Origin of the sequence: Allopseudospirillum japonicum (assembly GCF_900108915.1) — a bacterium.
GTDB lineage: Bacteria > Pseudomonadota > Gammaproteobacteria > Pseudomonadales > Halomonadaceae > Pseudospirillum > Pseudospirillum japonicum.
Genome location: NZ_FNYH01000001.1, coordinates 94,625 through 120,003, shown reverse-complemented (window position 1 = coordinate 120,003; position 25,379 = coordinate 94,625). Strand labels below are relative to the sequence as shown.

The 25,379-nt window shown below is 43.7% G+C and carries 18 protein-coding genes and 1 pseudogene; 13 read left to right on the top strand and 6 right to left on the bottom strand.

Annotation, left to right across the window (positions count from 1 at the left end):
* The first annotated feature begins 93 nt into the window (after positions 1–93).
* On the top strand, positions 94–579 hold the full coding sequence (locus tag BMX05_RS12335; protein ID WP_143051920.1) for a hypothetical protein: 486 nt from the start codon (positions 94–96) through the stop codon (positions 577–579).
* Here BMX05_RS12335 and dinG read toward each other — a convergent pair.
* From dinG to BMX05_RS00465, 3 genes and pseudogenes are all read right to left on the bottom strand, one after another.
* Positions 550–2,661: an ATP-dependent DNA helicase DinG gene (dinG, locus tag BMX05_RS00475; protein WP_093307767.1), complete on the bottom strand. Its 2,112-nt coding sequence runs from the start codon at positions 2,659–2,661 to the stop codon at positions 550–552. The two genes, BMX05_RS12335 and dinG, sit on opposite strands and share 30 nt — an antisense overlap.
* A gap of 597 nt (positions 2,662–3,258) precedes the next feature.
* Positions 3,259–4,581: pseudogene (locus tag BMX05_RS00470) on the bottom strand (DEAD/DEAH box helicase); the annotation flags it as partial.
* Between the two features lie 58 nt (positions 4,582–4,639).
* Positions 4,640–6,154 (bottom strand): FMN-binding glutamate synthase family protein, encoded by a 1,515-nt coding sequence (locus tag BMX05_RS00465; RefSeq protein WP_177166724.1) that lies wholly within the window; start codon positions 6,152–6,154, stop codon positions 4,640–4,642.
* A gap of 170 nt (positions 6,155–6,324) precedes the next feature.
* On the opposite strand from BMX05_RS00465, the gene mfd reads away from it, so the two are divergent.
* Both mfd and BMX05_RS00455 read left to right on the top strand, forming a co-directional pair.
* A complete protein-coding gene (gene mfd, locus BMX05_RS00460) occupies positions 6,325–9,846 on the top strand; it encodes a transcription-repair coupling factor (protein WP_245710353.1) in 3,522 nt (1,173 codons plus the stop codon).
* Positions 9,847–9,899: 53 nt separating this feature from the next.
* Positions 9,900–10,586 (top strand): CsiV family protein, encoded by a 687-nt coding sequence (locus BMX05_RS00455; protein ID WP_093307765.1) that lies wholly within the window; start codon positions 9,900–9,902, stop codon positions 10,584–10,586.
* Between the two features lie 9 nt (positions 10,587–10,595).
* On the opposite strand, the gene BMX05_RS00450 is transcribed toward BMX05_RS00455, so the two are convergent.
* A complete protein-coding gene (locus BMX05_RS00450; protein WP_218138953.1) occupies positions 10,596–11,321 on the bottom strand; it encodes a UDP-2,3-diacylglucosamine diphosphatase in 726 nt (241 codons plus the stop codon).
* Positions 11,322–11,383: 62 nt separating this feature from the next.
* Entirely contained in the window at positions 11,384–11,887 is a 504-nt protein-coding gene (locus tag BMX05_RS00445; protein ID WP_093308336.1) for a peptidylprolyl isomerase, read from the bottom strand.
* 265 nt (positions 11,888–12,152) lie between these two features.
* On the opposite strand from BMX05_RS00445, the gene BMX05_RS00440 reads away from it, so the two are divergent.
* The 10 genes from BMX05_RS00440 (at position 12,153) to ygfZ (ending at position 23,544) form a co-directional block, all read left to right on the top strand.
* On the top strand, positions 12,153–13,835 hold the full coding sequence (locus BMX05_RS00440) for a glutamine--tRNA ligase/YqeY domain fusion protein (RefSeq protein ID WP_093308335.1): 1,683 nt from the start codon (positions 12,153–12,155) through the stop codon (positions 13,833–13,835).
* Between the two features lie 15 nt (positions 13,836–13,850).
* The gene (cysS, locus tag BMX05_RS00435) at positions 13,851–15,239 is read left to right on the top strand and encodes a cysteine--tRNA ligase (RefSeq protein ID WP_177166749.1); all 1,389 of its coding nucleotides are present in this window, start codon (positions 13,851–13,853) and stop codon (positions 15,237–15,239) included.
* Positions 15,240–15,451: 212 nt separating this feature from the next.
* Positions 15,452–17,254, top strand: coding sequence for a translation elongation factor 4 (gene lepA / locus BMX05_RS00430; RefSeq protein WP_093307761.1), 1,803 nt, complete (start codon positions 15,452–15,454; stop codon positions 17,252–17,254).
* 174 nt (positions 17,255–17,428) lie between these two features.
* Positions 17,429–18,310: a signal peptidase I gene (lepB, locus tag BMX05_RS00425; RefSeq protein WP_093307758.1), complete on the top strand. Its 882-nt coding sequence runs from the start codon at positions 17,429–17,431 to the stop codon at positions 18,308–18,310.
* Between the two features lie 67 nt (positions 18,311–18,377).
* Positions 18,378–19,055, top strand: a complete 678-nt coding sequence (gene rnc / locus BMX05_RS00420; protein WP_093307756.1) for a ribonuclease III — start codon at positions 18,378–18,380, stop codon at positions 19,053–19,055.
* A gap of 20 nt (positions 19,056–19,075) precedes the next feature.
* A complete protein-coding gene (gene era, locus BMX05_RS00415; RefSeq protein ID WP_093307754.1) occupies positions 19,076–19,978 on the top strand; it encodes a GTPase Era in 903 nt (300 codons plus the stop codon).
* Complete coding sequence (recO, locus tag BMX05_RS00410; protein ID WP_093307752.1) at positions 19,978–20,673, top strand: DNA repair protein RecO; 696 nt, start codon at positions 19,978–19,980, stop codon at positions 20,671–20,673. The genes era and recO overlap by 1 nt, the downstream gene beginning before the upstream one ends.
* A 20-nt stretch (positions 20,674–20,693) precedes the next feature.
* Complete coding sequence (gene pdxJ, locus BMX05_RS00405) at positions 20,694–21,434, top strand: pyridoxine 5'-phosphate synthase (protein ID WP_093307749.1); 741 nt, start codon at positions 20,694–20,696, stop codon at positions 21,432–21,434.
* A gap of 9 nt (positions 21,435–21,443) precedes the next feature.
* Complete coding sequence (locus BMX05_RS00400) at positions 21,444–22,685, top strand: AmpG family muropeptide MFS transporter (protein WP_093307747.1); 1,242 nt, start codon at positions 21,444–21,446, stop codon at positions 22,683–22,685.
* Positions 22,675–23,544, top strand: coding sequence for a CAF17-like 4Fe-4S cluster assembly/insertion protein YgfZ (gene ygfZ, locus BMX05_RS00395; RefSeq protein ID WP_093307744.1), 870 nt, complete (start codon positions 22,675–22,677; stop codon positions 23,542–23,544). Before BMX05_RS00400 ends, ygfZ begins: the two co-directional genes overlap by 11 nt.
* A gap of 7 nt (positions 23,545–23,551) precedes the next feature.
* On the opposite strand, the gene BMX05_RS00390 is transcribed toward ygfZ, so the two are convergent.
* A complete protein-coding gene (locus BMX05_RS00390; RefSeq protein ID WP_093307742.1) occupies positions 23,552–25,141 on the bottom strand; it encodes a methyl-accepting chemotaxis protein in 1,590 nt (529 codons plus the stop codon).
* Between the last annotated feature and the right edge of the window lie 238 nt (positions 25,142–25,379).

The window sequence follows — 25,379 nt, the reverse complement described above, 5'->3', positions numbered from 1 at the left end:
TATATTGGTTCACAAAAATAATATTTTGTTGCTAGTCAGCCTTGCAAACATCCTTTAAGCTTAAAGAGCATAAGCATTCAGGATGATAGGCATATGTTTACTATATTAAGCACACTCACTTTTATCTTTGTAGTTTGCTTAGCTTTTTTAAGCTGGAGCATTAGTCAGTGGCCTAAAATAAGCTACTTAAATTATCGATTTAGTGGCTTTCTAAGTTTAATAGGGATGGGAGGGCTAGGTTTTATTATTTCGCCTATATACCAAACACAAAGTTTTGAGTTGCAACATCCCCACTGGTTGATTCTATTTCTTGGTATAACAAGCCTGTATCTGTTTATTTGGTTAGCAAAAGTCAACCTTTTGTGCTGGCTTTATAAAAGCCAGTTATCTTGGTTGTATTTTATTAGTTTTCCCTTGCTGGTAATGAGCGTAATTTTTTTCCCTCTAGGTTTGTTAAGCTATGTTTTTCATGAAAGATTTATTATCCGGCGTGTACATTTAGACCCTCTTGGTTATCAACAACTGAGAAACACGCCAAGTGCTATGGCATCAGGAAAATTCACGTCTAAATTTGGGTAAGGCTTCTAATAAGGCGCGTCCGTAAGTTTTACTTAGTAAACGTCGGTCTAAAATACTGACGATCCCCTGATCCTTTTCAGTGCGAATTAAACGTCCACATGCTTGTACTAAACGTATACTAGCTTCAGGTAAATTGACGTACTGAAAAGGATTCTTGCCTTGCGCTTGTAGCCATTCTGCCAAGGTTGCTTCAATTGGGTGATCAGGCACGCTAAAAGGTAAACGTGTGATAATCACATGCGTAAGATATTTGCCTGGCAAATCAATACCCTCTGCAAAACTTGCGAGCCCAAAGATGATGCTAGTTTTATTTTGATCAATACAAGATCTGTGTTTTTCTAATAAGACTTGTCGGCTTAAACTGTCTTGTATCCATAAAGTATCAATTTCAACGGCTAGATTTTTTTCGACTTGTTGCATTTGTTTACGCGAACTAAATAAAACCAAAACACCTTCTGCACAAGCTTTTTGGTAAACCTCTTGAATGTAATGAGTGATAGCTTGAGTATGCTTTTCTATATCCTGACTAGGATCAACAGCAAAAGAGGGTATTTTCAATACACCAGAATCAGCATAATTAAAAGGGCTGGGCAAACTTTGATAAAAATAATCAATTTCTAACCCACAAGCCTCCTGTAAACGACGAAAACTTAAAGTCTTAGTGTGCGGATCTAAGGCAGTTAAAGTGGCTGATGTTAAAATAGCTGCATAACATCTTTGCCATAAATTTATTTTTAAATGTTGATCTGCTCGTATAGGACTAGTGAATAGGTGCGTGTCCCAACCTTGATGATGACTTAAAGTTTGCAGCCAGTAAGCTTGAGGTAAATTCAAATCACTCTGTGAGTGAGCGTACATGCGCCACAAGGCAGCGGCTTGAGTAAAAGTTTCTATCTTAATATTGACTTGAGCGCTGAGGTTGAGTAACTGCTGGCTTGCTTCCCCCTCATGATTGATAATTTCTTGAATTTTTTCTTTTATTTTATTAAGTTGGCTTAGTAGATGATCAAGTTGATGGGCAAGATTTAAGCTGTAAACACTGAGTTGTTCGGGTACTTGACTGTCAGCAAAGCGATAGGTATAAGCTTCTTCTTTAGGAATATGGCAGTTTTCTGCAAGTAAAGGTAATACATGCTCTGTAATTTCTGCATGTATTTTTTGTGCTCCTGTTGTTAAAGCAGAAAAATCTATATCTAAATCTTTTATAGATTTTAATGTACTGTTAAATATCTCCTGCAAACCTTGTAAATGTTCTAAAAAGCTGTTTGCTTGGAACTCATAAGTGAAATGCGCAAGTGCTTTATCAGCGAGTTGATGTGCTTCATCAAAAATATAAATGCTATTTTCTGGTGAAGGCAAAATAACACCCCCACCCAAAGATAAATCTGCAAGTACTAAATCGTGATTTGCAATAATTAAATCAGCTTCTTCTATTTTTTCTCTTGCTTGGTAAAAAGGGCATTCTTTTATATAAGCGCAGTGCCGTTTAATACAAGTGTGCTGATTGCTGGTAATTTTATTCCAAAAACCGAAGGGCAAAGGCTCTGGCCAAGTATCTTTCTCACCATTCCATCGATGTTCTTTAAAGTCCGCCATTAACTGATCGGCTAGGTATAGATGATTTTTTGTGGATACGCCCTTGCTTAACAAGTCCTGCTGCGCATGCTCATCTTGATAGGTTTTTAAATGCTTTGGGCACAAATAACGAGAGCGCCCCTTTGCTAATACGAAATGAAATTTTAAATCAGTATGTTTGAGGATATCTGGTAAGTCTTTATATAAAAGCTGCTCTTGTAAGCTAACCGTTGCCGTGGAAATAATAAGGCGTTTATTAGCAACTTTTGCTAAAGGTAAAGCTGCTAATAAATAAGCAAGTGTTTTGCCTGTGCCTGTACCTGCTTCAAGAATACTAATATGTTGATGATTTTGGCGGATGCCGTGTTGATCAACCTGAATATTTCCTAGAGTACGTGCAATACTTGCAATCATCTGCTTTTGCCCAAAACGTGGCTTAAGCTGCTTTTTTTGTAAATATTGACGATAATGTGATTGGATATTTTGTTTTAATTCATGGGTTAGCATAAGAATTTATTGTGTATATCTTTATCAATAAAATGAACGCCACCTAAGTAAGATGGCGCCTTGAGTTAGCCTTCCTTAAATTTTTGCTTGCGCTGACACTGTAGAATTCATTGAATTTTCTGTTTCTGTTTCTGTTTCTGTTTCTGTTTCTGTTTCTGTTTCTGTTTCTGTTTCTGTTTCTGTTTCTGTTTCTGTTTCTGTTTCTGTTTCTGTTTCTGTTTCTGTTTCTGTTTCTGTTTCTACTGTCTTGCTATCAGCATAAACGTGTGGCAATTTTTCGGCTTCGGCTTCGGCTTCGGCTTCGGCTTCGGCTTCGGCTTCGGCTTCGGCTTCGGCTTCGGCTTCGGCTTCGGCTTTAAAACTTGCAGTTGTATCTATTAAGGTTTCTACTGCTTGTTCAGCCGTTTCAGCCGTTTCAGCCGTTTCAGCCGTTTCAGCCGTTTCAGCCGTTTCAGCCGTTTCAGCCGTTTCAGCCGTTTCAGCCGTTTCAGCCGTTTCAGCCGTTTCAGCCGTTTCAGCCGTTTCAGCGATAACAGCCGCGGCACACAAAGTGTTTACAAATGATGTTTCTTCTGTGTTGGTTTGTGGCGGACGTTCTAATACGTCTTCAGGTGGATAAACACAAGGTAAACGAGCACCAATATAAGCTTCAATCGCAGGTAGACAAAAAGCATCTTCCTCACCAACAAAACTAATAGATGTACCTAAAGAGCTTGCACGTCCAGTGCGTCCGATACGATGGACATAGTCTTCTGGATCTTCGGGTAGTGTGTAATTTACCACATGGCTAATATCGTCAATATGTAAGCCACGTCCTGCAACATCTGTCGCCACTAGAATATCAATATCGCCATCACGAAAACGCTCTAAAGTTGCGACACGCTTTTTCTGCTCAACTTCTCCTGAAAGCATGGCTGCATTAACGCCGGCAGCTTTCAGTTGTTCAAAGACTTGGCGAGTAATGTCACGACGATTGGTAAACACCATGACCTTGTGCAAATCCCAGCCTTTAATAATATTGACGAGCAGTTTCAGCTTCTCATGGTCACTGACAAGAAAAGCATGTTGCTCAATATTTGCACTAGTTTTTAATTCAGTGGCAATTTCAACGCGCTTAGGCTGCCAAGTCCACTGTTCAGAAAGATTTAAAATATCTTGGGTAAAAGTGGCTGAGTAAAGTAACGTTTGCCGATCTTCTTTACGTGGTGTTGCGCGAATAATACGTTTAACGTCTGGGATAAATCCCATATCTAGCATGCGGTCTGCTTCGTCGAGGACCAGAACTTCCACCTCACGCAAATCGAGATCCCGCTTATTGTGGAAGTCTAATAATCGACCTGGAGTGGCAACCAAAATATCGACTTTGCCACGTCCAAGTTGTTGTCTTTGCTTTTGGTAGTCCATGCCACCAACAATAGGGACAACATTGAGCTGGGTATAACGGGCAAGCGCCATCGCATCCTTAGCAATTTGCAGTACGAGTTCGCGGGTAGGTGCAATAATCAGGGCGCGAGGTGCAGCGTTTTTCTGTCCGTCTGGCGCTTCTTCTTCCAAAAAATAAGCGAGGATGCTAATGAGAAAAGCCGCCGTTTTACCTGTGCCAGTTTGTGCTTTACCGATTAGGTCCAAGCCGTGCAAGGTGTACTTTAATGACTGGGCTTGAATCGGGGTGCAGTAGGTAAAGCCTTGTTCACAAATAGCACGCATTAAAGATAAGGGCAGATCAAAATCATGAAAGCGTAATTTTCCTGCAACTTCAGGAACTTGAAACTCTTCCAAGCGCCAAGTCTTTGGATTGTGTTGATTATTTTGAGTCGCCCCTTTGTGCGCCTGAGTTTGGCGAGGGCGCCGACGATACTTTTTATGACGGCGACCGGGTTTTTGACTGCTTGAAGGTGTTGATGAAGTAGTCTGACTCAAGATGATACCTCTATATTAATCTGTATACTAAAACGATAAAAATAACTTGCTAATAGCATTAAGCTTGTGGGCCTTGGTACTGGTTTGCATATAAGTGGGCGGCATTGACAGAACGGCCATCTGCTTGTACCAGATGCACTTGATTGCGAGTGAGACCTCTGGGTTCGACGACACCACAAGAATGCGCGATCATCCCCACTTCATGCAACAAATGACGGTGATATTGGGCAACACGCTCAGCTTTATCTGAGGCAACAAGCCCTTGCTGTAACTCTGGATCATGGGTGGTAATCCCTGTCGGACACGTGTTTTTATTGCATTGAAAGGCTTGGATACAACCGAGTGAAAACATAAAGCCACGTGCTGTGACACAAAAATCAGCGCCCATGGCTAAAGCCCAAGCAACATGGGTAGGATTCACAAGTTTGCCAGAAGCAATGACGCGGATGCGCTCACGTAGACCATGGGCGATTAGCATATCAACTAGCAAGGGAAGACTTTCTTTCAGTGTCAGCCCCACCGCATCAATCAGTGGCATAGGGGCGGCGCCTGTACCACCATCTGCGCTATCTAGAGTGATAAAATCTGGCGCGCTTTCTAGGCCGCGGGTAGTGATCTCATGAAAAAGATCTTCTAACCATTGGTGATCACCCATAACAAACTTAATACCACAGGGTTTGCCTGTAACTTCTCTTATAAAAGCAATACGGTCTAGCAAATCGGCGCTGGTTTGAATATCTGGATGTCGGTTTGGACTAAAAGAATCTTCTCCAACAGGAATGGCACGAATCAAGGCGATTTCTTCAGACACTTTAGAACCGGGTAACATACCACCTTTACCAGGCTTGGCGCCTTGTGACAGCTTGAGTTCAAACATCTTAACTTGTGGGTGTGCCGCCATGGCAGTCAACTTCTCTGCATCTAAATGGCCTTCGTGATTGCGTACGCCATATTTTGCTGTACCGATTTGAAATACAATATCACAGCCACCTTCAAGGTGATATGGGGATAAACCACCCTCGCCCGTGTTCATCCAGCAACCTGCCAAAGCCGCACCGCGCGATAAAGCTTGTACTGCAGGCTTAGATAAAGCGCCATAACTCATGCCGGAAATATTGAAAATCGAAGGCGCATCATAAGGATGACGAGTATAGGGGCCGATTTGTCGTGCTGGAGAGACTTGGGCTTCCTGTTCTAGGATAGGATAAGCTGAGTTTAAAAATAAAATAGTGCCAGGCACCCGCAAATCTCGCGTAGAGCCAAATGCCACCGTGTTATCCAAATTTTTAGCTGCGCGGTAAATCCAACTACGTTGGGCGCGGTTAAAAGGCATTTCTTCACGGTCCATAGCAAAAAAATACTGGCGGAAAAATTCGCCTAGATATTCGAAGAAATAACGAAAACGCCCTAACAGCGGAAAATTACGCCGAATTGCATGTTTAGTTTGGTTTTTATCGACCCAATACATCACCACCAACACAACGGCGGCAACAATGAGCCCAGTAAAAAAAACGAGCTGGGTAAAGCCAAGAACATTGAGTGCGAGCTCGCTTAATACAGTATGGGGTTGCATCACATCTTCTCTCCATAGCATAGAGGGCATCGGCGAAATCAGGTAAGGATGGAGTCGGAGGATTATACCCGCTATTAATGACAGATGCGCGTTTTGTCGCTTTTTGTGCTTCTTAGCCACAGCAAGGTATGATAGCCACCAAGCTATATGGACCCAAAAGGTGAATTTCTATGTCTATTGCCCCTTTAAATATGCAACGTGCGCCTGTGTTTGATCCTCCCTTACCGACGACAGCTGGACAAAAATGGGTATGGCAGCAAGTCCATGGGGTAAGTGACGCCCTTGCATTGGTACAGGCGAGTCAAAAAGCGAGCGGTCCTTTGCTGGTGGTAACTCAGGATATGAGTCAATGTCAGCACTTGGTTGCTGGACTTAAATTTTTTGCGCCGCAAAACTGGCCTGTGATCAGCTTACCAGATTGGGAAACCTTGCCTTATGATACTTTCTCGCCTCATGCAGATATTATCTCAGAGCGCTTGTATACCTTGGCTAGTTTACCAAGCCTTGCTCAAGGCATTTTGGTGGTACCTGCTTCTACTTTGGTACAAAAACTCGCCCCGCCCGAACATGTTATGGCGTCCACGTTAACAATCTCTGCTGGGCAAACCTTAGATTTCACGCAGCTAACACAGACTTTGGTCAGTTTGGGGTATCGACGGGTAGACACTGTGTATGAACATGGTGAGTTTGCATTGCGTGGCAGCCTACTTGATATTTTTCCCATGGGGCAGGTGACTGGGGTACGTATCGAGTGTTTTGATACACAAATTGAAAGCCTGCGTACTTTTGATGTGGATACACAACGTACACAAGATCAATTACAGCAACTTTCTTTATTACCTGCACGAGAAATTCCCTTACATACACAAGCTTTGGCACACTTTAGGGAAGCATTCCAGACTGAATTTGAAGTCGATGTGCATGCCTGTCCTTTGTACAAAGAAGTGATGCAAGGACATGCCGCTTCTGGAGTGGAATACTACTTACCTTTATTTTTTAAACAAACGGCTAGCTTATTTGATTATTTACCTGCAAATACCTTGATGGTGGAAATCGGCGATATCAACACAGCGATTCAAGAGTTTTGGGCAGAAGTACAGCGCCGTTATCAAAGTTTACGTCACGATACGCAGCGCCCTTGTTTACCGCCTCAACATTTGTACTTGCGTTTTGAGCAAGTCCGTCAAGCAGTGAAAACCTATGCACAAGTTTGGATTGCACCCCCTAGGCTGGTAAACCAAGTTAAACCAAGCCATGCCCATGATTTGGCAACCCAAATAGCTGCAGATGTCAGTGTGCAACCAAAAGCAGCTCAGCCTTTAGCTAAGCTCATTCAGATACGGCAAAAGCACCCTAAATACAAGGTAATTTTAGCCGCTGAATCTGCGGGGCGTCGTCAGGCGCTACTGGATTTATTGGCACAACATCAGATGTATCCGCATCCAGTGGAAGATTGGGCACAGGCATTAGCAAGCCAAGAAAATTTCTTAATCACTTTGGCTCCTTTAGATCAAGGTTTGTGGTTGGATGACCCTGGGCTAATTTTAATTACTGAAAATCAGTTGTTTGGACAGCCTGTTTTGCAACGTCGGCGGCGTGCTGGGCAAAAAAATCAAGATTCAGAATTTGAAATTGCAATTCGCAGTTTGTCGGAGCTGACATTAGGTGCTCCTGTGGTACATAACGAGTATGGCATAGGACGCTACCAAGGCTTACAAACCTTACAAATTGATGGTCAGGCACATGAATTTTTAACGCTTGTATATGCAGATGAAGCGAAAGTATATGTGCCTGTGGCAAATTTAGATTTGATCTCACGCTATACAGGTGCCTCAGCTGCAGAAGCGCCCTTGCATAAATTGGGCTCAGATCAATGGGAGAAAGCGAAGCGCAAAGCGATTGAGAAAATTCGTGATACGGCTGCTGAGTTATTGGATGTTTATGCACAGCGTGCGCTAAGACAAGGTGTTGCCTGTCAAGCACCAGATCAAGAATATACGGCTTTTGCCGCTGGTTTTCCTTTTGAGGAAACGCCAGATCAAGAAAATGCAATTGCAGCTGTCATTCAAGATATGTGTGCGCCCCAGCCTATGGATAGGGTGATCTGTGGGGATGTAGGTTTTGGAAAAACAGAAGTGGCGATGCGTGCTGCTTTTTTAGCAGTACAAGGCGGTATGCAGGTTGCCGTTTTGGTGCCGACTACCCTACTAGCGCAACAACATTATGATAATTTCTGTGATCGTTTTGCAGACTGGCCAGTAAAAATTGGTGTTATTTCACGCTTTGGTGGTAAAAAAAGCCAAGACCAACAGCTTAAAGCCTTAGAAGAAGGTCAGCTAGATATTATTATTGGCACACACAAATTATTACAACCTGATGTGAACTTTAAAAATTTAGGTTTGGTGATTATTGACGAAGAACATCGTTTTGGCGTACAGCAAAAAGAACGCTTTAAAGCCCTACGTGCTCAAGTTGATATTCTGACGATGACAGCCACCCCGATTCCTCGCACCCTGAATTTAGCCATGTCTGGCCTTAGGGATATGTCCATTATTGCCACCCCACCGGCGCGGCGTTTGTCTGTGAAGACCTTTGTGCGCCCGCGTGATCCTGCCTTAATTAAAGAGGCCATTTTGCGGGAAGTGTTACGCGGTGGCCAAGTCTATTATCTGCATAATGAAGTCAAAACGATTGAAAATTGTGCACAAGACCTAACGGAATTGCTGCCTGAACTTAGTATAGGGGTTGCGCATGGACAAATGCCGGAACGTCAGCTAGAGCGGGTGATGAGTGCTTTCTATCATCAGAATTTTAACGTGCTGGTTTGTAGCACCATTATTGAAACTGGGATTGATGTTCCTAATGCCAATACCATCATTATTGAGCGTGCGGATAAATTCGGCTTGGCCCAATTGCATCAGTTGCGTGGGCGTGTCGGGCGTTCGCACCATCAAGCCTATGCTTACTTACTCACACCGGCCGGTAAGAAACTAACGCGTGAGGCGGAGCAGCGTTTGCAAGCCATTGCTAACACAACGGATTTAGGCGCAGGCTTTACATTGGCAACCCATGATTTAGAAATTCGTGGTGCAGGTGAGTTACTCGGTGCGGAACAAAGTGGGCAAATGGCCGCGATAGGTTTTAGTTTATATACGGATTTGCTTGAGCAAGCGATTCAAAGTCTACGCGAAGGCCGTCAAGATATAGAAACGCAAGTGCTGATGCGTCCTTCGATTGAAGTGAACTTGCATTTGCCGGCGTTAATTCCGGAAACCTATCTTGCTGATGTGCATACGCGTTTGATGATGTACAAACGCATTGCCAGTGCGAAAACAGAGCAAGCACTCGTTGACTTGCAGGTAGAAATGATAGATCGCTTTGGTTTATTACCTGAGGCGCTGCAGCGTTTATTTAGCTTAACACGCTTGAAATTGAGGTTGGCGCCTTTAGGTGCTAAACGTCTTGATCTTGGGGAAACACAAGGCTTTATTGAATTTAATGAGCATCCGCAAATTAATACCCCAGCTTTGGTAAGCTTGATGCAAGCCGAACCCAAGACTTATCGGTTTGATGGTGCGAATCAGCGTTTAAAATGGGTATTTACGAAGGCGGAAACGGAACAAGCACGTATTCAATGGGTACATCACCTATTAACTGAGCTAGCTTGGCCCGAATCATCAGTACAGGCTTAGCTGGTGAAGCAAACAGACAGTCTTTATGCTTTTTAGTCGTCAAAGGAATTACTATGCAGCTCTCTTTAAAATCCAGATGTTACGCAGGTTGGCAAAGTATCAGTTCTTATCTGAAAGCTGTCATACGGCTACCAGCTTGTGTACGTGTGCAAATACTTACTTTTCTAGGGTTGGCGCTTTTAGCTTCTGCACCTTTATGGGCCAGTAATGCAGGTTATTATCAGGTAGAAATGTTGATTTTTACTCAACCTCAATCACTGAATCCTTCTGCTGAAGGCACGCGTGATGTGATAACTTGGTCTTTACCCAGTGAACGTGCCTATCAAGTGGATACAGTATCTTTTTGGCAGCAGCAAATAGATTCGCAACAAATCAGCCCGCTGACGCAAGTGACGCGCCATCTCACTGGAATCAGCCAGAAACTGCAAGAACGTTCAGGCACACGCATTTTGTGGCATCAAGCTTGGGGAATGCATATAGGAAGTCGTACACAGGCACGCCCTATATTAATCGAAGGCGGGCGTGCCTTGCAAAATGTCGCCGAATTACAAGGCTATGTGAACTTAAGTGTCGGTCGCTATTTGCATGTGCATACCAATTTAGGATTGCACCAGTTTGAACAAAGAGGTCTAGTCCCTTATTCAGCCGCTTACATGCAACAAAAACGCCGTATGCGCAGCAATGAGATCCATTATCTAGATAATCCTTATTTTGGGGTGCTGATACAAATACGACGTTAATCTCGGGTTTTAAGCTGTCAAAGGACGATTAATTAGGGCCATATCTTGTGCGCAGGTTGCACGAATAAACCAGAGGTGTGTGTCCCAATCACCGAGTACCCAGCGTTGGCCTTGTGTACCTAAATCGTGCATTTGTGGTCTGTGGGTATGGCCGTGAATGAGGATATTCACCCCATTTGCCTGCATCAGCTTGGGCACTTCCTCTGGTGTGACATCCATAATTGCTTCGGTTTTCATTTGGGTGTCAGCTTGGCTTTGCATGCGTAACTTTTGTGCTAAGGCAAGACGTTCTTGAACTGGGAGTGCGAGGATTTGGGCTTGCCATGCGGGATGGCGTACTTGCGCACGAAATGCTTGGTAAGCTTGATCTTGGGTGCACAAACTATCGCCGTGGGCAAGTAAAACGGGTGTGCCATTAAGGTCAATGACATAAGGATCTGGGATTTTATGCATGCCTGCTTGCTGTGCGGCTTGCTCACCAAATAGAAAATCACGATTCCCTGCCATGAAATAGATTTTGGTCCCTGTTGCAGCCACTTGTGCAAATGCGTCTAGGCAGGCTTGCACTTCCTTAGGGATATAATCATCCCCAATCCAATATTCGAAAATATCTCCTAAAAGATACAAGTGTTGCGCATGCCGAGCTTCCTGCTGTAAAAAACTCACTAAGGCATGCGCAATCTCTGGACGTTCAGGGCGCAAGTGTAAATCAGAGATAAACAAATGAATGCTCACGATGCGTATTTCCTTTGATGAGTACAATACGCGCACCCTAGCACACTTGCTTTATTTCTTCCTTAATCTTGTGCTTCGATGACTTCGGCACTGGTGATCACAATGGCTTCTGTCGGTACATCCTGGTGTCCGTGTGCATTACCTGTGGTGACGCCTTTAATTTGGTTAACAACTTCCATACCCGCCACGACACGACCAAAGACGCAATAACCCCAACCCTGCATGGTTTTACTAGTGTGATCAAGAAAAGTGTTATCGGCAATATTAATAAAAAATTGTGCGCTGGCCGAATGAGGGTCCATGGTACGTGCCATGGCGATGGTCCCTGTTTTGTTGGATAAGCCGTTGTTAGCTTCGTTTTCGATCGGCGCTTGGGTTGGTTTTTGTTGCATCTCTGCCGTAAAACCGCCGCCTTGAATCATAAAGTTATCAATGACACGGTGGAAGATGGTACCGTCATAGTGACCAGCACGCACATAAGCTTCAAAGTTAGCTGCAGTTTTAGGCGCTTTCTCAAAATCAAGTTCTAACTGAATATCGCCTTTAGTAGTATGTAAAATAATCATCAGGATTGCCTTTTCATCAGAGGTCAAAGTAAGTGCAGAAGCTGCACCGCAATAGCTAAGCATTAGCCAAATTTGAAGAAGTGTTAGAATAGCATTTTTATGCGGTTTTGGGGGTAGCAATCCCCAAGACATTTTTTTAATCGCTAACGCCATGATATTTTATGCCCTCTTGGGTAAAACAAGGTGCTTGCAGTATACTGGCAACTTATTATTCCGTGCGGCGGTTCTGCCGCCTTTCGATCACTTAATTAAAGAAGCGATAGCGATGAGTAAGGCCGAAACCACTGCTGCTCCTAATTTTATTCGAAATCTGATTACTGACGAACGTGCACAAGGGCAGACGACTAAGGTGGTCACCCGTTTTCCTCCAGAACCCAACGGCTATTTGCATATAGGTCATGCGAAAAGTATTTGCCTCAACTTTGGGCTGGCGGAGCAATTCGGCGGTGATTGTCACTTGCGCTTTGACGATACAAACCCTGCGAAAGAAGAACAGGAATATATTGATTCTATTCAGGAAGATGTTCGCTGGTTAGGTTTTCAATGGGCAGGCGAAGTACGCTATGCTTCAAACTATTTTGACCAGTTGTATCAGTGGGCTTTACATTTAATTCGTGAAGGTAAAGCCTATGTTTGTGAGCTCACGCCTGAGCAAATGCGTGAATATCGAGGGACTTTAACTGAACCTGGTCGCCCAAGCCCTTTCCGTGACCGCACGCCTGCAGAAAATCTTGCCGAATTTGAACGTATGCGTGCTGGTGAATATCCAGACGGTGCCAAGGTGTTGCGTGCAAAAATTGATATGGCAGCCGCTAATATCAATTTGCGTGATCCTATTTTGTACCGTATTCGTCATGCACATCACCATCAGACGGGAGATCTGTGGTGCATTTATCCCAGCTATGATTTTACTCATGGCCAATCGGATGCGATTGAAGGGGTAACTCATTCGATTTGTACTTTAGAGTTTGAAGATCACCGCCCTTTGTATGAGTGGTTTCTAGCTAATTTACCTGTGCCCCATCAGCCAAAACAAACTGAATTTGCGCGTTTAAATTTAAACTATACAGTCACATCAAAACGCAAGCTTAAGCTCTTGGTTGATCAGGGTATTGTTGAAGGGTGGGATGACCCACGTATGCCAACCATTGCGGGCTTGCGTCGCCGCGGTTATACCCCAGCCGCACTACGCCATTTTTGTGATTTGATTGGTGTGACCCGTTCGAATGGGGTAGTAGATATTAATATGCTATACCACAGCATCCGTACTGACTTGGAAGAAAATGCACAGCGTGCTATGTGTGTGCTTAATCCAATTAAAGTGGTGATTACCAATATGGATGCAGATGTTGCAACACAAATCAAAGCGCCTGTGCATCCGGCTCGCCCAGAACTAGGTGAGCGTGTGTTACCCTTTTCAGCGGAGCTTTACATCGATGCGGAGGATTTTATGGAAGATCCGCCCAAGAAATATTTCCGTTTAGCACCGGGGCAGGAAGTCCGTTTGCGTAATGCTTATGTGATTCGTTGTGATCAAGTGATCAAAGACGAACAAGGCCATATCCTTGAGCTGCAATGCAGTTTAGATAAAGAGACTTTAGGAAAAAATCCTGAAGGGCGTAAAGTGAAAGGTGTGATTCACTGGGTGAGTGCGGCGCATGCTGTGCCTGCAGAGGTGCGCTTATACGATAATTTATTTACCGTAGAAGCACCTGATGCTGACAAAGAAGTGGATTTTCTGGCACACCTCAACCCAGACTCTTTAGTGAGTGTACAAGCCTATTGTGAGCCTAGTCTTGCACAAGCACAGCCCGAAACCCATTATCAGTTTGAGCGCGTGGGTTATTTCTGTGCGGATCGGCATTTATGCCAAGAAGGACGCCTCGTGTTTAACCGTACGGTCGGTTTGAAAGATTCTTGGGCTAAAATTCAGAAAAAAGGGGCATAAAGGTCGCAGACTATGCTGAAAATTTATAATACCTTGACGCGCCAAAAAGAGGTTTTTCAACCGCTGACAGACAAGCAAGTTAAAATGTATGTCTGTGGGGTGACCGTCTACGACTTTTGTCATATTGGTCATGCACGCGTGATGGTCGTTTTTGATATGATTACGCGCTATCTGCGTGCGCGTGATTATCAAGTGACCTATGTACGTAATATTACCGATATTGACGATAAAATTCTCAAGCGGGCTGCTGAAAATGGGGAAAGCATCCAAGCACTAACAGAGCGTATGATTCGTGCGATGCATGAAGACGAGCGTGCTTTAGGTGTTTTACCACCAGATCAAGAGCCGAGAGCGACAGCCTATATTGATGAAATTATTGCCATGGTACGCACCTTAGAAGACAAAGGCTATGCGTATGCTGCCCCTAATGGGGATGTGTATTACCGTGTACGTAAATTTGCATCCTATGGCCGTCTAAGTCAACGCCAACTGGATGAGTTACAAGCGGGTGCGCGCGTGGAAGTGGCGGAAGCTAAGCAGGACCCGCTAGATTTTGTACTCTGGAAAGCCGCTAAAGCGGGTGAGGTGAGTTGGCCTTCTCCTTGGGGAGATGGGCGTCCTGGGTGGCATATTGAATGTTCGGCAATGTCAACATGCTGTTTGGGGAATACCTTTGATATTCATGGTGGCGGTCCAGATTTGCCTTTCCCACATCATGAAAATGAAATTGCGCAAAGTGAAGCTGCGACTGGGCAAACTTATGTGAATACTTGGATGCATGCAGGTGCTGTGCGTGTCAATCAGGAAAAAATGTCGAAATCTCTGGGGAATTTTTTCACGATTCGTGATGTTTTAGCGGAACATCAACCCGAAGTAGTACGTTTCCTATTGTTAGCAAGTCACTATCGTTCGGCCATTAATTATTCTGTTGATGCTTTGCTTGATGCACGCAAGTCCTTGTTGCGTTTTTATAATGCGCTAGATGCAGTAGAAGTTATCCAAGGTGAGATCTCTAAGCAGTGGCGTGTTGCCTTTATGGCAGCTATGGATGACGATTTTAATACGCCGGAAGCGCTAGCCGTGCTTTATGATTTGGCTCGTACCTTGAATACGGCTAAAAAAGAAAATCCAGCACAAGCACCTGCTTTAGCTGCGGAACTTAGAGAATTAGCGGGTATCCTAGGCTTGCTGCAGCAAGATCCACAGGCATTTTTGCAAACAGCTAGGACTGAAACCGAAGCTACGCTTAGCGCGCCAGAAATTGAAAGTTGGATCCAAAAGCGTCAGCAAGCGCGTGCAGATAAAGATTTTGCTGAATCGGATCGCATTCGTGACTGGTTAGCACAACAAGGGATTATCTTGCGTGATAGCCGTGAAGGGACCCGTTGGACACGCGAAAGCTAATTAGCCTCTTGATTTGAGATGATGAATCAAAACAACGAATCGGGTAGACTGCCTGCCAAAGTAGGCAGTTTCCTTGTGTGTCCTGCAAGCATTCGAGCCAAGGCGAACACAGCAAGTGGTTAAGGAAAATTCGGTGTGTTTAAGACAAACCAATTTGCTTATCTTGTGATGTACGCCCTCCACTCATTAACTCTTATTGGTGTATTGAATTCGTGAGTACTCTGGAACATATTCGTAACTTCTCGATTATCGCGCACATTGATCATGGTAAATCCACGTTGGCAGATCGTTTTATTCAAGTCTGTGGAGGTCTTTCTGAACGTGAAATGGCTGCACAAGTGCTTGATTCTATGGACTTAGAGCGCGAGCGTGGTATCACGATCAAGGCCCAAAGTGTTACCTTGAATTATCAGGCACAAGATGGAAGCGTTTACCAACTGAACTTTATCGATACCCCAGGTCATGTGGATTTTTCCTATGAGGTGTCGCGCTCACTCGCCGCCTGTGAGGGTGCCTTGCTCGTGGTTGATGCGGCTCAAGGTGTGGAGGCGCAATCTGTAGCTAATTGTTACACAGCGATTGAGCAAGGCTTGGAGGTTTTACCGGTTCTCAATAAAATGGATTTGCCACAGGCTGATCCTGAACGTGTTGCACAAGAGATTGAAGAAATCATCGGTATTGATGCGCAAGATGCGGTTCAAGTCTCTGCTAAAAGTGGTTTGGGGATACAAGATGCACTTGAAGCTTTGGTTAAGGCGATTCCAGCTCCAGAGGGTGATTTAGACGCACCTTTGCAAGCTTTGATTATTGATTCTTGGTTTGATAACTACCTTGGTGTGGTTTCCTTAGTGCGTATTAAAAATGGTGTGCTGCGCAAAGGGGAAAAAATTGTTATTAAATCGACAGGTAAACAATGGGATGTCACGTCAATTGGTATTTTTACACCCAAGCGTACAGAAACCAATGTACTTAAAGCTGGAGAAGTGGGATTTGTTGTTGCAGGGATTAAAGAAATCCATGGTGCCCCTGTAGGTGACACCTTAGTACATGCTAAAGGTGGTGAGAATATTGCTTCCTTGCCTGGATTCCAGAAAGTTAAACCTCAGGTGTATGCAGGGCTTTTCCCTGTAAGCTCAGATGATTACGAAGATTTTCGCGAGGCACTAGAGCGTTTATCCTTAAATGATTCTTCCTTATTTTATGAACCAGAAGTCTCAGAGGCCCTTGGGTTTGGTTTCCGTTGTGGCTTTTTGGGTATGTTGCACATGGAGATCATTCAAGAGCGTTTAGAACGCGAATATGATCTGGATTTGTTGACGACAGCCCCGACAGTAGTGTACGAAATCGAGATGAAAACGGGAGATATCTTATATGTAGATAATCCCACTAAATTGCCTGATCCTGCAGGTATTTTAGAAATGCGTGAACCGATTGCGCGCTGTTCTATTTTGGTTCCGCAAGATATGGTTGGCCCAGTCATTAGCTTATGTGTTGATAAACGTGGTGTGCAAAAGGATATGCAATTCTTGGGCAACCAAGTGTCCATTGTTTATGATATCCCGATGGCAGAAGTGGTCTTGGACTTTTTTGATCGTTTGAAATCTGTATCTCGTGGATTTGCCTCCTTAGATTATAATTTTGATCGCTTTGAAGCAGCACGCTTGGCGCGTTTAGATATTTTAATCAATGGTGATAAAGTCGATGCACTCGCCTTGATTGTACATAAAGACACAGCACCTTATCGGGGCCGTGCATTAGTGGAAAAAATGAAAGAGTTAATTCCACGGCAAATGTTTGATGTCGCTATTCAGGCTGCTTTAGGCGGGCAGATTATTGCTCGCTCAACTGTGAAAGCGATGCGCAAAAACGTATTGGCAAAATGTTACGGTGGTGATGTCAGCCGTAAGAAAAAACTGTTGGAAAAACAAAAGGCAGGTAAACGCCGTATGAAACAACTTGGTAAGGTAGAAATTCCACAAGATGCCTTCCTTGCTGTATTGAAGGTAGATAGTTAAAACCTCAGTGGCCTTGGGGACACCACCTAAGGCCTTCATGCAGACACCTATTAAATAAGTTACTTGTTAATCTATTCAATAGGGGTAATCTGTAACCAAAAAGATGTTCTTATTAGATTAGGAACTGAACTAGACTTATGTCTAGCAAGTATATAAATAAGGCAGATGCCTATTATGGATATAGATTTAACACAAATTTTATTTTTCGGTACCCTGATTTCAGGCTTATTAGTACTTATCGATGTGTTGTGGTTAAAACCTGCACGCCAACGTCGTGCTTTAGGTTTACAACAAGCGGAAACAGAAGTTTCACCTGAATGGTTTAAAGAGCAAATACGCGAGCCTGTGGTGATTGAATATGCACGTTCTTTTTTCCCTGTTATGGCAGTGGTTTTAGTTTTGCGTGCTTTTCTTGCAGAGCCTTTTCAAATTCCTTCAGGCTCTATGTTGCCCACACTAAAAATAGGAGATTTTATTTTAGTTAATAAATATGAATATGGTTTGAGGCTGCCTATTTTAAATATGAAGATTGTGGATATCAATACACCTCAAGCGGGAGATGTCTTGGTTTTTAAATATCCATTAAACCCTAAGCTAAATTATATCAAGCGTGTTATTGGTGTGCCCGGAGATAAACTAAAATACCATAATAAGATTCTTTATCTTAATGGCCGAGCACTAGAGAAAAAACTTATTACGCGCAATGCAGAAGAAATGCCTGGAGAATGGCAATTCGTGGAAAATTTAGGGGAAGCTCAGTATCAGATTTTTAATCGTCCTGAAGCAGCGGTGAATATTCCTGAATTTACTATTCCGGAAGGTTATTACTTTGTGATGGGAGATAATCGAGATCATAGTAATGATAGCCGTTATTGGTGCCAAGGTGACCTACAAGCACCTGCCTGTATGGCAGCGAAGTTAGAGGGCACACCTTTAAGTGTTGCGATAGGCTTAGTACCTGAAGAAAACATTGTAGGTAAAGCAGTCGCTGTGTGGATGTATTGGCCTGAAGGTGATTTGTTACCTTCCTTCAGTAGTACGCGCCTGATTCACTAAGTAATATACAGACGTGATAGCACGAGCCTGCTGTCTAATATTGGTCCTAATAAGATTGTCATAAGCTGTGAATAAATCGACTAAATCCTTAAGCCGTGCTTTAGGTTACACTTTTCAACAAGATGCTTTACTAGAGTTGGCACTAACACATAGAAGTTATGGTGGCCACAATAATGAACGCTTGGAGTTTCTAGGCGATTCCATTATTAACTTTATTATTGCAGATGATCTGTATAAGCGCTTTCCCAAGGCGCGTGAAGGTCAACTCTCGCGCTTGCGGGCGCGCTTAGTGAAAGGGGTCACTTTGGCTGAGTTAGCACGCGAATTCAATTTGGGAGACTATCTGCGTTTAGGTTCAGGTGAGCTTAAAAGCGGAGGTTATCGGCGTGAATCCATTCTTGCAGATGCGATGGAAGCTATTATTGGTGCTATTTACCTTGATGCAGGGATGGAAACCTGTCGTGAGCGTGTACTGGCTTGGTTTAAGACGCGTTTACAGAACTTGTCTTTAAATGATACCCAGAAGGATCCTAAAACACGTCTGCAAGAGTTTTTACAAGCGCGGCAACAAGCATTACCTAGATATGAAGTAGTTGATGTGCAGGGGGAATCTCATGCACAAATTTTTAGTGTGGAATGCTATGTCGAGCTTTTGCCTCAACCAACACGTGGATCAGGCTCTAGCCGACGCGTTGCTGAACAAGATGCAGCACAAGCAGCACTTAAGCTACTGACTCAAGACTAAAACATTTGAAGGTACATTTTATGCGTAGCCGTTGTGGATATGTTGCGATTGTAGGGCGTCCTAATGTCGGTAAATCGACGCTTTTAAATTATTTACTAGGGCAAAAGCTCAGTATTACCTCACGTAAACCACAAACAACGCGGCATCAAATTTTAGGCATCAAAACTCAAGGCGAGACACAAGTATTATATGTAGACACGCCTGGAATGCATAAAATGGGTAAAGAAACAGACAAAGCATTAAATCGTTATATGAATAAAGCGGCCAGTAGTGCGCTTGATGATGTTGATTTAGTGTTATTTCTGATTGATCGCACGCGTTGGACAGAGGAAGATGAGTTAGTTCTTCAGCAAATTAAACGCACTTCAACACCGGTGATTTTATTAGTCAATAAAATCGATCGTTTAGAAGATAAAGGTACTTTATTACCTTGGCTCGGTGAAATAGAAAAAAAAGCAGATTTTGCGCACATTATGCCTATTTCTGCCCAGCACGGACATAATATTGAGCCTCTAGAAAAACTCGTACAAGAGGCTATGCCGGAAAGTGTGCATTATTTCCCAGAAGATCAAATCACAGATCGTAGTGAACGCTTTTTAGCCGCCGAGCTAGTCCGTGAAAAAATTATGCGGCAATTAGGGGAAGAGTTACCTTACCAAATCACGGTAGAGATTGAGCGTTTCCGTGTGGAAGATAAGGGTATTTTACATATTCATGCATTGATTCTTGTTGAGCGTGCTGGGCAGAAAAAAATCATTATTGGAGATAAAGGTAGTAAAATTAAACAAATTGGTCGCGATGCGCGCTTAGATATGGAAAAAGCTTTCGCTAGAAAAGTGATGCTGAATTTATGGGTGAAAGTAAAAACAGGATGGTCTGACGATGAACGTGCGTTACAAAGTTTAGGTTATAGTGATCTCTAATGCACAGCACACCAGCTTATTTATTGCATCAACAAGCCTATCGAGAAAATAAGCGTTTAGTGTGGTTGCTGACACCACAAGGGCGCTTAGACGGTGTAGTGTATAAGCGTTTGTATCGGCCTGCACTTGTACCTTTACAGTGTGAATATCAAGGACGGCGCTCACTAAAGCAAATACGCACTTTAGAAGCACAAGCATTAGGAGTGAATTTAGTTTATAAGGCGCAAGTATGCGCTTTATATGCAAATGAGCTGTTGTTTCGCTTGTTACCCTCTGAACTTGAGTGTCATGCTTTATTTTTAGCCTACGTCAATTTGTTAAATGCCTTGCAAGAGGCACAACATCATGTCCTGCTGTGTGCACAAGCTTTACGTACTTTTGAAAGTGAGCTGCTACGCCATTTAGATCAGGAAGTCACCTTATGGCAGCTAGATGGTCAGCTGATACAGTCGCATCTTTGGTATACCCAAGTAGAATATGATGGGCAAGTTGCTTGGCGTGTGCTTCCAGAATCACAGCCAACAGTAGATGCTTATTTAGGGGAATGGATTCAAGCTGTGGTGGCTGGAGATTGGTCTCAGCCTAAGTATAGGCACACAGCAAAATCTTTATTTCGTCAACGTTTTGCGCGTCTTCTAGGTCACCGTCCTCTACTGACATATCAACTCCTGTCCGTTTTTCAACAAGCAAGCTAGCCTACTAGGAGATTTTTTATATGGCTTTCCCTCTGTTATTGGGTGTCAATATTGATCATATTGCGACTTTGCGCCAAGCAAGAGGTACTTTATATCCAGATCCTGTGCAGGCTGCTTTTATTGCAGAGCAAGCGGGTGCAGATGGTATCACGGTACATCTGCGAGAAGATAAACGCCATATTCAGCCTAGAGATGTACTTTTATTAAAACAGACGTTAACCACGCGTATGAATCTGGAAATGGCAGTGACGGAGGAAATGCTTACCTTTGCTTGTCAAATACAACCTGAACATATTTGCCTCGTACCAGAAAAACGTGAAGAACTCACGACCGAAGGCGGCTTGGATGCGGTACAAGGTTTTAAAGCCTTAGTAGAAGCGAACCACCGGCTACTAGGTGCAGGTTGTGAGGAAGTCTCTTTATTTATTGATGCGGATAAAGCACAAATTCAAGCGGCAGCAGACATAGGTGTGGCAGCGATAGAGTTACATACAGGTGCCTACGCGGATGCACAAACATCAGATCAACAGATGCAGGAGTTAGAGCGTTTACAGCTTGGGGTGAAATACGCTCTTAGTCTTGGGCTTAAGGTCAATGCTGGTCACGGTTTGCATTATCATAATGTACAAGCAATAGCAGGTATTGCGGGCTTGCATGAGTTAAATATTGGCCATGCGATTATTGCCCGTGCCGTGTTAACTGGGTTGCATGAAGCTGTGGCAACGATGAAAGCCTTACTCATACAACATCAAGCGCGCTAGGGTTTTAGGATGTTTGCCTGCCCGCCTATGTGGACGCGGATGTTGATCACTTTTAGTATGGGGTTTAGCTCAGGCTTACCTTTATTACTGACAGGTAGCGTATTGCAGCTATGGATGCGTCAAGGTGGTGTTTCCTTACAAGATTTAGGCTTGCTCACTTTGGTAGGCTTGCCTTATACGCTTAAATTTTTTTGGGCCCCTCTATTAGATCGTTTTCAATTGACGACTTGGGGGCGTCGGCGAAGCTGGCTGCTACTAAGTCAAATCACCCTAACACTCGCTTTAGTGGCTTTAAGTCAAGGTGATCCACATCTTGATGCGCAAAATATGGCCTTATGGGCTTTATTAATTGCTTTTTTTAGTGCCACGCAAGATATAGGGGTGGATGCTTATCGACGGGAGCACTTACCTGAAAGTGAGCTTGGCTTAGGTTCCAGTGTCTATGTGTATGGATATCGTACAGGGATGTTGCTTGCTTCGGGGGGTGGGTTGATTTTAGCTGGGTACTGGTCATGGGAAATGGCTTATTTATTAATGGCGGCTGCTATGATACTCGGTATGCTGACAACTTGGCTTGCACCGGAACCCTATGCACATGTCGATGCGCCTAAAACATTGAAGCAAGCGATTGTTCAGCCCTTTGTGAGCTTTTGGCAACTTAAATATGCTGGGCATCTTTTGCTGTTTGTCCTTCTATACAAAATTGGTGATGCCATTGCTGCAGCCATGACAGCCCCTCTTTATGTTGATTTGGGTTTTTCAGAAGTTGAAATTGGTACCACAGTCAAACTGTTTGGCTTCTGGGCAACTTTAGCCGGTGGTTTAATCGGTGGGTTGCTCATGGTACGTATTGGTATTTACCGCGGTTTGCTGATCTTTGGTATTTTGCAAATGCTCTCAACTGCGGGTTTTGTTTATCTTGTGTACCAAGGTCATCATTTACCTAGCTTAGCGGCTGTTGTTGCTTTAGAAAATCTTGCTTCAGGGATGGGAACAGCGGCCTATATCGCTTTTATGGCTGCGTTAACTGATATTCGTTTTACCGCGACGCAATACGCACTTTTGTCTAGTTTGGCAGGGGTACCGCGTGTACTTTTATCTGCTCCTAGTGGATATTTGGCAGTTGCTTTTGGTTGGGAAGGTTTCTTTATCTGCTGTACGCTGATTGCCATACCTGGGTTATTATTATTGCCTTATATTAAACAACATTTTTTAGTCCATCAAACGAGTGAGGCCACACATGTCAGCTAAACAACTTGGGATTTTACGTGTCCAGGGTGAGAAAGCGGCAACTTTTTTGCAAGGGCAAGTGAGTTGCGATATGAGGCAGGTCACCTCAACACAAGCTGCTTTGGGATGTACTTGTGATCTCAAAGGGCGCGTTTTGAGTCAGTTTATTGTATGGTCGCCCGAAGCTGGCATGTATTGGCTTATTTTAGAAGCTTCTTTAATTGCTGAGCTGATGCAAGATTGGCAGAAATATTTGCCTTTTTATGCTGTCACTTTAACACCAGAAACGCATTGGCAAGCAGGCATCGTGCGCGCAGAATTTCCTAATAATGCGCACTATTATGAAGTGACCACTCAGAATTCACAAAGCCTGATGATCAATCTCGGGCCTCAGCCTTACCAAGTGTTGCTTTCTCTTGAGGTATCTCAGCACAACTTGGTGCCCTTAGAGATACAAGAAACGCAAGCTTGGTTGTGGTTCACTAGTGAACATAGAGGACGTTTTTTGCCACAAATGCTCAATCTACAAGCTTGGGGTGGTTTGAACTTTAAAAAAGGATGCTATACAGGACAAGAAGTTGTGGCGCGTGCACAACACAGAGGACAAGTGAAAAAGCGCTTATACCTCATGGCCCTTGCTGAACCTGCCCAGCAAATGTATTTGGATGTAGAAGCGCAGCAAGTCGCTAATATAGAGGTACTGGGCTGTACACAGCAAACGACTGACCAAAAATACTTAGCGCTCGTGGTGGCACCCAGTAAACTTGCCCAAGCGCAAACACCTATTTATGGTGGCGGACACGAGGCATCTTGGTTACCTATGCCTTACGATGTGGAACAACGTATTGATTTACCAGCAAAAATACCATTAACAGCCTGATGATGGGTTATTTTTTTTGTTGATTTAAGCTACTGATAAAATGTGCTGCTAATAAGTGCAGATCTTCTACCTCTTCTGTAACGGCATCGGCTTGCTGACGTCCTTGATGTAAGCTTTGGACGGAATAACTTGCTAGTTCAGAAAGATTTTCGATCTGCTGACGTGTTTGTTCTGTGAGGCTTAGTTGGGCATCTGCAGCCTCCGCAACTCCCTGAGCTACTTGGTGAATTTGTGCAACATCTGCCAGTATTTGATCTAAACTGGTGCTTGTGCTTTGCACCAGTTCAACCGTTGTGCTGGACTCAGCAACACCCGCCTGAATAGCTTGTACACAAGCTTGCATATCTTCTTGCAAACCAGCAACAATGGTGCTGATCTTCTGGGTTGACTCATGGGTACGCTGTGCTAAGGAGCGGACTTCATCGGCAACCACCGCAAAACCACGCCCAGCTTCTCCTGCGCGTGCCGCTTCAATGGCGGCATTGAGGGCGAGCAAATTGGTTTGTTCTGCGACTGAGGTGATCACTTCCACAACCGTACCAATTTGCTCACTACGAGCGGCTAAGCCGGTGATTTGTTGTTCTGCCTTGGCCAATTGGTGTGCTTGATTTTGAATTGCGCTTAACATGTGTTGCAAATGTTGATGGCCTTGACTGGCGCTAGTTTGTGCTTGCTGACTCACTTGCGCGGTTTGCTGCGTGCTGTGGGATACAGCACCAACACGCTCTAGCATATGCGTCATAGCGCTACGAATTTCACTGACATCTTGTTCCTGCTGCTGAATATGCTGGATAGAATCCTGCAAGGAGAGATCACTTTCTTGTTTGCTGTGGCGCAAGTTTGCTGTGTTGTGAAACAAACGTGCAGAGACAGCACGTAATTCAGAAGTGCGCACGCGTAAGGCGTAATGAATTGCGCCAATTTCATCACTAGCCCCTGTATAAATGTAGCGCATTATGGCGTTATCACTGATGCGTAAAGCGGAAAGATGCGTACGCATGAGGCTACGTGTTAACCCATGTACACTAAAAAGACCAACACAAGCTAGCAGTAGACATAAACCAATAAAGACGGGATGATTAATATATAAAGCAGACAAAGCGGCACAAAAAATTCCAGGTAAACTAGCAGCTAACTTTAAACGCCAACTGAGTTTAATGGGTTGTGCTAATAAATGACGTGGTAATTTACCTTTTACCCATAAAGGATAGATTTTTTGAGCCCGTTCTAGACTCTTTGTATCTGGTGCAATACGCACTGATTGATACTCGACAATTTTGCCATCTTGCTTAATAGGCGTCACAAAAGCATCGACCCAATAATGGTCACCATTTTTACAGCGATTTTTAACAATACCTTTCCAAGAATGGCCATTTTTGATGTTAGACCACATATCGGCAAAAGCCCCTGTTGGCATATCTGGGTGGCGAATAATGTTATGTGGTTGGCCAATTAATTCTGCACGCGTATAACCAGAAACTTTGACGAAATCATCGTTCACAAAAGTGATGATCCCACGTAAATCTGTGGTGGTAATCAGTTGAACTTGATCAGAAAAAGTAACATTTCGTTGGGTAACAGGCTGATTGTTACGCATGGTAGGCTTGGACTCCCTTGTCGAGTAATTTTTACATTCTATTGTAAGTTTTTATTTCTTATGGTCAATTTAATTATCAAAATATCGAGAATGAAATTTATGGGGCATCCTGATAAAAGATGCAGCAAATATAGAGAAAATACCATGCGTTTTATGTACCCGTTTTGTTTCTGGAAAAAACGGTGTAAAAACCCAATAGGTTAAACAAAAAAAGCCCTAAGTGGGATCACTTAGGGCA

Bases quoted from the DNA above. Each gene is read 5' to 3' on its own strand.
- BMX05_RS12335 (WP_143051920.1), top strand. From the start codon at position 94: ATGTTTACTATATTAAGCACACTCACTTTTATCTTTGTAGTTTGCTTA.
- dinG (WP_093307767.1), bottom strand. From the start codon at position 2,661: ATGCTAACCCATGAATTAAAACAAAATATCCAATCACATTATCGTCAA.
- BMX05_RS00465 (WP_177166724.1), bottom strand. From the start codon at position 6,154: ATGCAACCCCATACTGTATTAAGCGAGCTCGCACTCAATGTTCTTGGC.
- mfd (WP_245710353.1), top strand. From the start codon at position 6,325: ATGTCTATTGCCCCTTTAAATATGCAACGTGCGCCTGTGTTTGATCCT.
- BMX05_RS00455 (WP_093307765.1), top strand. From the start codon at position 9,900: ATGCAGCTCTCTTTAAAATCCAGATGTTACGCAGGTTGGCAAAGTATC.
- BMX05_RS00445 (WP_093308336.1), bottom strand. From the start codon at position 11,887: ATGATTATTTTACATACTACTAAAGGCGATATTCAGTTAGAACTTGAT.
- BMX05_RS00440 (WP_093308335.1), top strand. From the start codon at position 12,153: ATGAGTAAGGCCGAAACCACTGCTGCTCCTAATTTTATTCGAAATCTG.
- lepB (WP_093307758.1), top strand. From the start codon at position 17,429: ATGGATATAGATTTAACACAAATTTTATTTTTCGGTACCCTGATTTCA.
- era (WP_093307754.1), top strand. From the start codon at position 19,076: ATGCGTAGCCGTTGTGGATATGTTGCGATTGTAGGGCGTCCTAATGTC.
- recO (WP_093307752.1), top strand. From the start codon at position 19,978: ATGCACAGCACACCAGCTTATTTATTGCATCAACAAGCCTATCGAGAA.
- pdxJ (WP_093307749.1), top strand. From the start codon at position 20,694: ATGGCTTTCCCTCTGTTATTGGGTGTCAATATTGATCATATTGCGACT.
- BMX05_RS00400 (WP_093307747.1), top strand. From the start codon at position 21,444: ATGTTTGCCTGCCCGCCTATGTGGACGCGGATGTTGATCACTTTTAGT.
- ygfZ (WP_093307744.1), top strand. From the start codon at position 22,675: ATGTCAGCTAAACAACTTGGGATTTTACGTGTCCAGGGTGAGAAAGCG.
- BMX05_RS00390 (WP_093307742.1), bottom strand. From the start codon at position 25,141: ATGCGTAACAATCAGCCTGTTACCCAACGAAATGTTACTTTTTCTGAT.